Source organism: Candidatus Thorarchaeota archaeon (assembly GCA_013388835.1).
Taxonomy (GTDB): domain Archaea; phylum Asgardarchaeota; class Thorarchaeia; order Thorarchaeales; family Thorarchaeaceae; genus JACAEL01.
On sequence record JACAEL010000032.1, the window covers coordinates 22,453 to 34,539 of the forward strand.

The 12,087-nt window shown below is 54.5% G+C and carries 9 protein-coding genes; 7 read left to right on the top strand and 2 right to left on the bottom strand.

Annotated elements, in window-relative coordinates; all coding sequences use genetic code 11:
- Positions 1-313: 313 nt before the first annotated feature.
- Positions 314-2,095, bottom strand: coding sequence for a M3 family oligoendopeptidase (locus tag HXY34_06280; GenBank protein ID NWF95731.1), 1,782 nt, complete (start codon positions 2,093-2,095; stop codon positions 314-316).
- Between the two features lie 305 nt (positions 2,096-2,400).
- Here HXY34_06280 and HXY34_06285 point away from each other — a divergent pair, with 305 nt between their 5' ends.
- The 3 genes from HXY34_06285 to HXY34_06295 all read left to right on the top strand — a co-directional run bounded on the left by HXY34_06285 (position 2,401) and on the right by HXY34_06295 (position 6,205).
- Positions 2,401-2,871 (top strand): hypothetical protein, encoded by a 471-nt coding sequence (locus HXY34_06285; GenBank protein NWF95732.1) that lies wholly within the window; start codon positions 2,401-2,403, stop codon positions 2,869-2,871.
- A 90-nt stretch (positions 2,872-2,961) separates the two neighbouring features.
- Positions 2,962-5,220, top strand: coding sequence for a selenide, water dikinase SelD (selD, locus tag HXY34_06290; protein ID NWF95733.1), 2,259 nt, complete (start codon positions 2,962-2,964; stop codon positions 5,218-5,220).
- Between the two features lie 199 nt (positions 5,221-5,419).
- The gene (locus HXY34_06295) at positions 5,420-6,205 is read left to right on the top strand and encodes a nitroreductase family protein (GenBank protein ID NWF95734.1); all 786 of its coding nucleotides are present in this window, start codon (positions 5,420-5,422) and stop codon (positions 6,203-6,205) included.
- A gap of 204 nt (positions 6,206-6,409) precedes the next feature.
- Here the strand turns inward: HXY34_06295 and HXY34_06300 are convergent, their stop codons facing one another.
- Positions 6,410-7,663 carry a zinc-ribbon domain-containing protein gene (locus HXY34_06300; protein ID NWF95735.1) on the bottom strand — a complete coding sequence of 418 codons (1,254 nt, stop codon included), beginning with the start codon at positions 7,661-7,663 and terminating at the stop codon, positions 6,410-6,412.
- A 211-nt stretch (positions 7,664-7,874) separates the two neighbouring features.
- Here HXY34_06300 and HXY34_06305 point away from each other — a divergent pair, with 211 nt between their 5' ends.
- The 4 genes from HXY34_06305 to HXY34_06320 all read left to right on the top strand — a co-directional run.
- On the top strand, positions 7,875-8,492 hold the full coding sequence (locus HXY34_06305) for a hypothetical protein (protein NWF95736.1): 618 nt from the start codon (positions 7,875-7,877) through the stop codon (positions 8,490-8,492).
- A gap of 28 nt (positions 8,493-8,520) precedes the next feature.
- Positions 8,521-10,740: a tetratricopeptide repeat protein gene (locus tag HXY34_06310; protein ID NWF95737.1), complete on the top strand. Its 2,220-nt coding sequence runs from the start codon at positions 8,521-8,523 to the stop codon at positions 10,738-10,740.
- Positions 10,741-10,885: 145 nt separating this feature from the next.
- On the top strand, positions 10,886-11,173 hold the full coding sequence (locus tag HXY34_06315; protein NWF95738.1) for a barstar family protein: 288 nt from the start codon (positions 10,886-10,888) through the stop codon (positions 11,171-11,173).
- Between the two features lie 170 nt (positions 11,174-11,343).
- The coding region (locus tag HXY34_06320; protein NWF95739.1) for a hypothetical protein at positions 11,344-12,087 on the top strand (744 nt) is incomplete at its 3' end.

Genomic DNA, 12,087 nt, shown 5'->3' on the forward strand with positions numbered 1-12,087 from the left:
TGCGAAAACAGAATGTAAAACCGATTCAAGGGCGGCCATTTATCCCTTTTGGGCGTTCGGGAGCAGCAGGTGAAGTGAAGCATAAAACTACAGGTCATCTAGGTCATGTACAGCCCTGTTCGAATTCCGCGGCACCCATTGTGCGCAGCTGTAAGCCGATGTCTTGTAGCGGGTCTTCCTCCATCGGTTGCGACCACAAGGTTGTAATGCAAAAGACTATTGTCCAGGTAGTGGATGAGGGCTCATGGCGGAGTGGCCGGTCACCCCGCCAAGGTCCTCTGAGATCTGTTGATTTCACACTCCAGAGGCGTCCTTACAGTGCTGCCTCGAACAGCTTCACGAACTCCTTGAACTGGTCGATGCCCTTCTGCCAGAACGCCTCGCTCGTTATGTCAAACCCAATCTCGGCCGCTAGGTCTCTGGGCGACCTGCTCGACCCAGCGGACAGTATCTTCTTGAGCTTGGGCACGAATGACTTGCCTTGTTCCTTGTAGAGCCGGTACATGGCGTAGACAAACAGCTGAGCATAGACGTATGGGTAGTTGTAGTAGCGGAAGTTGGGTATGTAGAAGTGCAACTTCATTGTCCACCACCACTTCATCTGTGGAAGCCACTCGACAGCATCACCGTACATCTTGTCTCTTGCCTTCATCCAGAGTTCTGAAACCTTCTCTCCATCGAGGTACGTCCCCTTCTCAAGAGCCTCGTAGAGGAGCGTTTCAAACCAGTATCTGGTTGAGACCTGAAATGCAGCTTCGCCGAACTCGTCGCAGACCGTTGCCAGTATTGCACGTCGTTCCTCCTTGGACTTGGCTTTGGCCAGCATCTTCTCGGTCAGCAGGAGTTCCCCGAATATCGAGCCGGTCTCTGCGATGCATGCGCCAATCTCATAGTTTGAGGGCTTCTGCGCACGGGTGCCAAGGTACGCGTGGAGGGCATGGCCGAGCTCGTGCGCGGATGTGTAGACGTCCCCCATGTTACCGTTGAAGCTCTGGAGAATGTAGGCGCTCTTGCCTTTCAGCCAGGTCGCACAGAATGCTCCTGAGGTCTTTCCTTTTCGGACTTCGCCGTCAAGGTGGCGTCGGGAATACATCTCCTCAATCCACTTGCCGGCCTCCTCGTCGAAGTCGGTGTAGGCCTCGACAATGAGGCGTCTGGACTCCTCCCATTGATATTTCTTCTCGGGCGCATTGGGAAGCGGTGCTATTATGTCCCAGTTGCCAAGCTTTGGGAGGCCCATGGCCTTCGCCTTCAGCTTCAGGTAGTCCCTGTAGGTCCCAACGTTCTTCTCAATCGTGGCCATGAGCGCGCTGATTGTCTCCTCATCGACATCGTTGTCAATCAGACTCTGCGTCAACGGACTCGGCCACTTCCTCAGCCTACACACCTCCATGTGGTCCGAACAGACTGCCCGGAGTGCGGACGACCACACGATTTCATCCTTTCCCAAGGTTTCATAGACGGTCTGGTTTGCTCTCCTCCTCACCTCCCTGTCAGGACTCTGGTATAGACCGATGATCTCTCCATATGGCAGAGTCTTCTTCTGGCCGTCAACCTCAATCTCGAAAGTCCTAGTTGCAAGCCAATCGCTCTGGAGCTGCGACCACGCGTTTATGCCGTTCTTGTCCTTCATTATGATGAGCTGCTCTGCCTCCTCGGTTAGCATATGGGGGATTCTTCTTGCTATTCTCTCAAGCCTGTGCCTGTACTCGCCCAGTGCGGGGCCATTGACAATCTTTGGCTTCTCTCGAATCAGCTGTCCTAACTCAATGTCGACGAAGGCAGTGTTCTGTTGAACTAGCATGCCAGCGTTCCGTGAGTTGTCAAACAGACGCTTGGCGACATCTTGTGTCATGTCCGCGTTGTACATCAGGTTCGCGTAGAGGAAATAGCCCTGGAACTCCTCCATCATCTGGTCTCCTTCCTCAAGCATCTGGCTCACTTGCTTGGCAGTGAGTCGTCGGATCTTGCCTCGGTATTTCTCCCGGTATTCCTCTGATGCCTTGACGGCAGCCTTAAGTCGCTCCGATATGAAGTCGGGGTTGTCAATCTCCACAAGCTGTGACAAGTCCCACTTCATCTCTTGCAGTGTCATTTGAATCAGGCAGCCGCATGTCTTGGCTGCTTAAGAGTCAAGCGGATGAACCAAAACGAAACGAGTACAGAAATGGGGCATATGGTTAATGGTTCGGTCGTGCATGGCTAATCAACAGATGACCGTGTGACGATCTCCTCTCGGATTGCTTGCTTCTCAGAATGGCATGAGTACGCAGAGTAGTGTCGTGGGAGGTCCGAATCTCCTCAAGTGTCGGAACCCCACATGGGGTCCAATCGTTCACGATGCTAACATGCGCTCGAATAGTGCTGTTCCTACCACACGCTTGGAGGCGTGCCACCACCATGAACAAGAGAGGGATAACGATCACCATACTAGCAGTCATGCTTGTTACCATGACTGCCGCGCGAGTGATGGTTTCTAGTTCAGACTGCAATGATACACCGCTGACACCAGTGGTAACAAATGACACGAGAGCTCCAGCAGAATCTGTTGAACAGCCGGCTTCCATGGGCCGAATCACGCTGTCTGCTCAGTCCGACTTCGAGATCTCAACTGACGATGGTCTCACGGTCCGGCTCTCTCAGTCCGGTCATATGACAGGATTGACAATTGACGGCATCGACCTGACGGTCAGTGACATACCACCCGTCACCGTGTATGATAGGAATCGGAATCAGACTGCCCAGCTTCTGGGCTCAGTGCGGCAGGTAGGCAATACTGTTCAGCAGACAAGTACCGTGCTAGATCTGTTTGTCAACGCGACCCATGTGCCGCACGCTCAGTACATCGAGGTCCTGTTCGAAGGAGAGTGACCATGTCGATGCCTATTGACGCGGTCGACCTGCACACACTCGCAGTGCTCACAGGAGAAAAGGGATAAGAAGCGAAACACAGGAGCACCGATGTCCAAGTCGCTCGAGTGTGTTAAGTTGCCTGAATCAAGACCGATCTACCTAGACTACAACGCCACGACGCCCATCGCGAGAGAAGTTGCGGATGCGATGACGCCGTTTCTCTATGAGCACTTCGGCAACCCGTCCAGCATTCACCCCTATGGAGCTCTTGCAAAGAGGGCAGTTGAGAAAGCAAGATTGCAAGTCGCGTCACTGCTCGGATGCCAACCGATGGAAGTTGTCTTCACCAGTGGTGGCACAGAGAGCGACAACTTCGCAATCAAGGGGGCCGCACTTGCCTATCGGTCCAAGGGAAACCACATCATCACCTCCGCCATCGAGCATCCTGCAGTCATCGAGGTCTGCAACTGGCTCAGAGAACAGGGGTTCCGAGTGACCATGTTGCCTGTCGATGATTATGGGCTTGTCAACCCAGAGGACCTCAAGCGAATGATTACCGCCGAGACAACTCTGGTCACTGTGATGCATGCAAACAACGAAGTTGGCACAATCCAGCCGATTAGGGAACTCGCGCAGATTGTGCATGAGCACGGTGCGCTAATTCATACTGATGCAGCTCAGTCTGTGGGAAAGATCCCCGTCCATGTGGATGAGTTGCAGGTAGACATGTTGACAGTTGCTGGTCACAAACTGTACGCTCCGAAGGGGGTCGGAGTCCTGTATGTGCGGAGTGGTGTTCAGCTTCAGCAGCTGATGCATGGAGCGGGGCACGAAGGAGGAAGACGACCCGGCACGGAGAATGTGCTTCAGATAGTCGGTCTTGGGAAGGCTTGTGAGGTGGCGGGACGAGACCTTGAGAAGAACATGCGGCACTTCACAGAGATGAGGGACCGGCTGCACAAGAGGCTTCAAGAAGCGCTGGGTGAGAACGCAATCCGACTGAACGGCCATCCTGAGAAGCGCCTGCCCAACACGCTGAGCATCGGCTTCAGAGACATTGAGGCGAACACGCTGCTGTCCGAGATTGGAGAGCAGGTCGCAGCTTCAGCCGGAGCAGCGTGTCATGCCGACCGGGTTGATGTGTCCGCGGTGCTGCAGGCCATGCGAGTGCCCATGGAGTATGCGATGGGTACAGTCCGGTTCTCAGTAGGAAGAGAAACCACTCCTGAGGACATTGACAGAGCAGCAGAGATAGTCAGTCTTGCAGTCAAGAGACTGCAGCCCAAGACGGATCGGGGTGGTGTTGAAACCATTTCTGAGATAGGTGAGTACAAGCTGACCCACTACACGCACGGTCTCGGCTGCGCCTGCAAGCTGCGTCCTCAGGCGCTTGAGGAAGTTCTGGCGGGGCTCCCTCTGTCGAAGGACCCGGCGGTACTAGTCGGCATTGAGACCGGTGACGATGCTGCAGTCTACAGACTGACGGACAGTATCGCGCTCGTGAAGACGGTTGATTTCTTTACACCGATTGTTGATGACCCCTACTGGTTCGGAGCAATATCGGCGACGAACTCTCTGAGTGACATCTATGCTATGGGTGCGACGCCGCTGTTTGCTTTGAGCATCGTCGGCTTCCCGTCCGCGAGACTCCCTCTCTCAGTTCTTCAGAGGATTCTGCGAGGCGCGCAGGACAAGGCAGCAGAGGCGGGAATCAGCATCGTTGGCGGACACACGGTGGACGACACGGAACCAAAGTACGGTCTCGCTGTCACAGGCATTGTTCATCCCGACAGACTGGTCCGTAACAGCACGGCAAGACCGGGAGATGCACTGGTACTGACAAAGCCGCTCGGACTTGGAATCATGACCACTGCGCTCAAGCGGGGTCTCCTGACTGAGGACGAGGCGGGGCGAATCACTCAGCTGATGGCCACTCTCAATCGGAGTGCCGCTGAGGCCATGGTTGAGGTGGGTGCCAACGCATGTACTGACATCACCGGCTTCGGGCTTCTCGGTCATCTGAAGGGGATGGTCAAGGGAAGCGGGGTCGACGCAACGATTGTGGCAGACAGGGTTCCCATGATTGAACAGGCACTCGCGTTGGCTGGAGCGGATGTCATTCCGGGGGGCACACTGAACAACATGGAGTATGTGAAGGAGAGCGTGACCTTTGACCCATCGATACCGAGGGTGATACGACTGCTCTTGGCAGACGCTCAGACCTCGGGAGGTCTACTGATCAGTGTTCCGCCAGAGAGACTCAACAGGTTGCTTGAGTCGCTCCAAACAAGAGGTGTTCCGACGGCCAGTGTGATTGGCAGCGTGACCGGCAAGGGGTCGGGCCATATCACTGTGGTACCGTCATGAGCATTGAAGTTCGCTGAAGAGCATTCTCGGTCCACTCGTCATAATGGAGCCTCATCTGAGCCGGGGCTGTCTTGCCAGAATATGCGACGGCCTAGGCTACTTAGTGAAGCGCCATGAAGCATCGTCTTGTGGTCACATGGCAACTTCTCAAGTGAGTGTCGAAAGTGTTTTAGGACAAGGGGAGTCCTAGCCGGTCCGTATGTCACTGTCTACACACAGATGGTACACTGCGATATCCCTGAGGCACTCGGTCAGAAGATACACGGGCGAGGCAGTGCCAGACGACATACTCGATTCACTGGACCGCCTGATAGCTGAATTCCGCCCGTTTCGTGGAGCGAGGGCAGTGCTTGTGCGAACTCCTTCCAGGCAGTTCGTGAGGCGGTTCATTGGTGTGCTTGACAAGTCTGGTGTAGTTCACTACGTAGCCTTTCTCGGCGACATGACCAACTTGCATGTGCAGGAGGTGACGGGCTACATTGGAGAGGCTGTTGTCCTGGAGGCCACTGCTCTGGGATTGAACACATGCTGGATTGCAGCGTTGTTGAGAAAGGAGAGCATCGCAAGAGAAGTCGGGGCCGGTCCTAACGAGCAAGTCCTGGCCATAACTCCAGTGGGGTATGCAGAGAATGAGTCGGAACGCGTGGAGAGTCTTAGACGCGGTCCGGCCAGACCGCATAATCGGAAGCCACTCGAGAAGCTGGTCATCGCTGGCGATGCGACACAAAACGACTGGTCACAGAGCGCCCTCGAAGCCGCTAGACTGGCGCCTTCAGCAGTGAACCGTCAGCCTTGGAGATTCTCCATTGACGACAGGTCCATTACAGTGTCGGCTGCTGAACTACGATATAGCTTTGGCGTTTCACCCCGGCTTGACTGTGGCATAGCCACACTGCACCTGCAGCTTGGAGCAATGATCAAGGGGGTGGAGTGCAGGGTGGATTTCCTCGAGCCGCCCGATGTTGCCAGACTCTCAGTCCAGTGAGAGATGAGCACCAGAAGCAAGTATGAAACGAGGACTCGAAGTACGCACGGCTAGGTATCGGTGCATCGTATACTTGGGTCAAGAACAGGCATGGTAGAGCCGTACACGAGGTCTGGATGAGTTCTGGGGCTGGGCTCCGCTCTGAGGTTCTCCTGCAAGGACATCTCAAACTCGCCAGTGTTGACCTCTCAGTGGCTTCTTCACTCAGCTCTGTCTCATTCTCTCTATCTCTCGAATGCGTTTCTCCTTGGCCATCTCTGCATTCTTGATTCGCTTCATCTGTTCATCAACGCGCTTCAGTGCCTCGGCGACTTCCTTGTCCCTTCGGCTTCGTATTCTTCGATAGTCCTTGTCCGCATCGCTCCACTCAGCCTTTGCTCGGCGCAGGTCTTCCTCAAGATTCTCGACCCGTATCCGCTTTGCCTCCGCTGCGGCCGAGTATCGCTCCATTTCCTTGTCAAGACTGGAGCGTATTCTTTCGAGTTCAGCCTCCAGCTGCCTGTGCTGGTCGGTGAAATGCGCTATGTCAGACTCTATCTCTCGTATCCTGCTGTCGTCAGAGTACTTGGACACAGTGGCCACTGAAGGGTACGGCACACCCACTGAGGGGGTTCGGGGTGTTGGCTGCTCGGTTCCTGTGGCAACATAGTCCGTCAGAGATCGGCTGCTCGATGCACCCATGGGGGCTGTCTTGGGGATAATGTGGATAGCTGGTGCTTCTGCCAGTCCCTCCGATTTGCGGGATGACAGGGATGGTTCAGGAGGTGTGTCTGCCACGAGTCTTGCCATCGTCGGACCACTCTGACCTGGCGGACTAACTGAGATGCCTGTTCCGCCATCGCTGTAGCTCGGTGTCGTGTGTTCTGGACCCGATGCCTTAATGGCCACAGCCTGCAAAGATGTTCTTGTGGACTCGGGCACGACAGGCTTCACGCCCACGGGTGTTGAAGGTGTCCTTGCTGGTTCGGACGCGACTGGTCTCACGCCCACGGGTGTTGAAGGTGTTCTCGCCGGCTCAGAAATGGCCAGTTGGGGCTCAGTGACGACTCGTGGTTCTGGGACTGAAGCAGATCGCGCAGATACCGCAAGATCTCTGAGCTCGCTTGCCCTCAACATCCGCTGCTCAGGATCGGTCTTGTCTGCGATAGCAAATGCCTCACGAGCTTTCTCAAGCTCGGTCTTCTCTGTGTGCCGCTGACCAATCCTTAGACGGTCACGTGCAACTTGGCTCGGCCGAACCCACTTATCGCCTGTCGTGACACTCAGCTTCTCGGGTGAGACTGCATCTCCAGATGTTCTCAGTGTCTCGACTGAGTCCGTCTTGGTTGTAATGCGGACACTGGCACTCGATGCGGGTGCCTCGGACACTGCCCCGGTCTTCAAGAGCGAAGCTCCACAGCGAATGCAGAACTTACGTGTGGGCTGGTTGGCCTTCCCGCATGATACGCATGTTATCAATGTAAACTCATCCTGTGGAAGTTTTGATGTTCTACCATACCATACAAGACTGAAATGTGTTTGCTTCGGCATGTGTCGAACCGATAGGAACACAGGAGGTGACGCGTTGAGGGGTTGTGCCGCCCTTGTGAGCCGTTTTGTTGTCAGATGCCATCCCGAATATCCTTAAAATGACTCTCGCGAGTTATCACTTGCCCGAGGTGTACCTGCCTTGTCAGACGCTCAGAGTATCGTGCTTCAGGCCAAGAAGGCCAAGCGGATCATTCGTACTCTCCTAGTAGGCGATGGGGGTGTCGGCAAGACCACACTGATCTATGCAATCAAAGAATTGTCAGCAGGGCACGCTACGGAGAGGTCAGAGGAAGGAAGCGAGAGGCCCGGCGAAGGAAGCATCAAACGTACGCCATTCATGGAGATTGCCACTTGGTGCTACGATGGCGTCACAGTTCAGTGCTTCGACCTAGCAGGCCAGAGGATAGAAGGAACACATCCCCTAGACTTGGTGAGAGAACAGGTTGTCACTTTGATAGACGTTCTTATCATGGTGTTCTCTCTTGAGAGGTACGAGTCCTTCGAGCGGCTGTATCAGTGGATTGAACTGCTGAGGACGGGTCCCCAAGTCTTGGATGACACTGTCAAGATGGTGTTGGTAGGAAACAAGAGCGACTGTGAGCGGTGTGTCTCTAGAGAGCTGATCGAGCCCATTGTGGGGGAGGGGCGGCCTTTCTTGAAGTACTTTGAGACCTGTGCTATCGATGACCAAGGTGTGTCAGCTCTGATGCAGGAGATAGCACGGTTGGGCGGCTGCATCTTGGATGGGATAGTATGACCCCCAGCATCGGGAGCTGCACTGACAGATGACCGAGTTCAAATGCAGACTGTGCCGTACCACAGTTAAGTTCAGTCTGGACGACCCCAGCAGCTACCAGACCAAGACCGAGTCTGGAAACCCATTCATTGGGCGACTGTTCACTGTCAGAGTGATCCATGCCGCTGCCGACGAGAAGACCCACGTCAATGTGGTTGTTGTAGATGAACACGGAGAATACAGAGCACACAAAGACTGCTACGAGCAGCACTCTTCACTGTCGGGGCTGGTCGATGATTTCGAAGTGGTTGCGGCCCAGTTGCCGCAGGAGATTCGACCTTATCTCGACTTGGCCACTCCAGAAGACCGGCATGCAATAGCCAAGCTCGGTGTCAGGAGTGAACAGACGCCAAGACAGTGGCTCAAGACTCTCGACAGGCTTCGATTGACAAACCCCAACAGCAGGCTCCTTGAGTTTCTGTACGCAAAGTGGGCGTTCGTTACTGGCAGTGCTGATCTGGTCCTGTCCATACCTGCGACCGAGAAGTCTTGGGTCTGTCCGCTAAACCTTCGGTTACAAGCAAGACTCTCCACTCAAGGCACAGCGGAGAGGGCGAAGGCGCTAGACATGTCAAGCGAGCCGGAGCTCATTCAACTCGAGGATGCCGTAGCCAAGGCGGATGTCTATAGCCGAGCAGGGGTCATGGACGCACTGGAGGACGTCTATCGAACAAGCGCAAAAAGATGGGGTGCACAGTCCTCCTCAATCACCCCGAAGGTGGCTTCACTCTTCATTCAATGCTTCTACGCCTTAGGACTAATGAGGCAAGGGATGCTGGCTGCAGGTCTGAGCCTTCTCGAGCCAGTGTTCACATTTGCCCAGATTGTGGACAACCGAGAGATGATAGTTGTCGCTGGTAATGCCTATGCGAGCATCTTGAGACGGACTGGTGACACCCGTCGGGCGCTTCTGGTCTATGAGATAGCGCTCAATGCGGCGGAGCAGCTCGAAGACGAGAGAAGCAGAGTGGCACTCCTGATGAATCTTGCAATCGTGGAGCATACCCAGGGAATGTATGAGACAGCTCTGGAGAAACAGAGACGTGCCTATGCGAGCCAGTTGGTCCAATCCGAGCCTTCCATGAAGCTCTCTATCATGACTGACATGTCTGAGAGCCTATGTGCGCTGGAGCGGTACGAAGAGGCAAAGGAGATGATTCTCGAGGGCCTAGCACACAGCGACATTCCAACGCACATACGAGTAGCTCTTCTCACCAATCTGAAGAAGATTGCAGGCAAGACCCAGTCACGAGAGCTAACCACTTGGATACGGCACAATCTTCCCACAGGCGACTTCTTGACCAGTCCACATGGTGTGCTCTTCTCACATGAGCTTGACGCCCTCGAATTCGAGATCAATCAGGAATGGCAAGGACTGGTGTCCAATCTCGATACGCAGCTTGAACTGATGGCCCAGTATGGAATGACAGAGTCTGCCGGTGAAGTTGAGTTCAGAGCTGCGGAGGCCTACTTCCTCCTGTATCAGAAGACACACAGGCAAGACCACCTCGTCAGTTGTCTCCGTCATCTAGACCTCGCGAAGGCCATTGCCATGGAGGGCGGGTACCATGGAGACCTCTGCCGTCTGTCGCTCATGAAAGGGCTCGTTGCCGCGTACAGCGGTGCCTACGACAGGGCGAGAGCGCACTTAGAGGAAGCAGTGGGCCTCGCTCGAGACCATGGTCTTCAGTCGCTTGAGGAGCAGGCAAGAGCGCAGCTTGAGTCACTCGACAGCAAGAGGGGTACGGAGAGTACTAGACTCGAGTCTGTCGTCAGGGCCATGTTCAAGAGACTGTCCTTCGGAAAGAACGAACCGCCAAGTACACCAAAGCCAGCAGCCATCCATGCTCTGTGGATTGGCGATAGAAAGCAATCACTGAGCGTTTTCTTTACGAGTCGCGGTGAACAGTCCAAGACCCATCAAGCATACCTCAACGGTGTTGTTGATGCTTGGACCAGCCATGCAGACACCACATACATTGAGTCGTTCTCAGGCACAATGGGAGACGTGATCATTGAAGCCTCGCGTGATTGCATGGGCGTGATTGTCTGTGACAGAATGAACTATACTGCAGGTAGGACGCTCCAACGCATTCTGTCCGAACTTGACAGGTTTCCGCTCAGAGCGATTCCCGAGGAAGCTGCTGGCCGCGTTAAAATCTTGGTCTCCTCCAGCTTTGAGGGTCTGGAGGAAGTGAACGGGGGCTGATAGACTGTGCCTTTGCCCGGGCTCACTATCAGGTGCGCTGCTCCTACTTCATGGAGACTCTGGATTTAGTTGGCTTCTCCTTGAATGGACACCATGTCGAGCAAACACACTACTACCTTATCTTGGCAAATGTATGGTGGGATTCATGGCAGTCAAGGAGTTCGTGCTTGACGGAAGCAATATGGTGTCCGTCGATGGTTTCTATGATGAGGTACAACGAGTGCTGTGCCCCGACTTCAGCGGCTTTGGTCGGAATCTCGATGCATTGAATGATATCCTCAGAGGAGGATTCGGGACATTCGAATACGGCGATCAGATTCGGATTCGAATCGTGAATGTACACAAGATGAGGATGAACTTGGAAGCAAGCTTCTTCAGGCATGTGATGGAGGTACTGGAAGAGAGCGAGAATGTAGAGTTGTCACTGGAGTAGTCGCGTCGTAGGGACGCGCTGTTGATGTCAGTCATTCATACATGACTGTGCCAGAATCGTGGCGATGCAGAGACGAGACGGCACTCACGTCATGAGCGTCAGCAGTACACCTTCATCGCAATTACCCTGATAAACAGCAGAACCACCTTGGCAGGCGGTGTGCGGCGAGAATGGCCATCGTTGAGTCAAGTGCATATCAGACGCTACTGAAGAACACTACAGGGACACACAAGTGGATAGTTGTAAAGGCAGTCGCTCTCCTACCTGACGAGTGGGGTGCGCTCTTCGTAAGGTACTCCACCGAGCTGACAGAAGGAGCGAAGCTCCCAGATGATGTGTTCAAGGACTTTCAGAATCACTGCTTCCATCCTCCCTCATGGGGTGGAGCTCCGAGTGCGTGCAAGAGATACTGGGAGAAGCTTGTCGACTCTCTCTCTAAGGGGAGCTGGTCTGAGGCAGTGAGTTTTGCAGGTGTGGTCTCGCACTACTACTCTGATGTGCTCAATCCGACACACACCGGACAGGTGCCCAGAGAGCAGATTGTACACAAGTTCATCGAGTGGGGCGTGGGGTCGAAACTGAAGACCTACGGTCCTCGCATGACGGTCCGTACACCACTCGAAGTCGATGACATAGAACAACTGGTGAAACAGAGTGCGACCTTATCCCATCAGTACTACCGTATCTTCGTGGATGACTACGACATGGTGAGGGGTGAGCAGCACGGTTGGGGTGAGGGCTTCGATGAGGAGTCTCATCAGCTGAATATGTCTCTGCTCGAGCTGGCCATCAGAGGAACAGCAGGTCTGTGGATGAAGGCCATCCGGGCCGCAGGGGTTGAGCCGCCTCAAGTCAACATGACTGTAGTGTCGATTGTGCAAGCAATCAAGTCGCCTATTACGAGACTTGGCAAC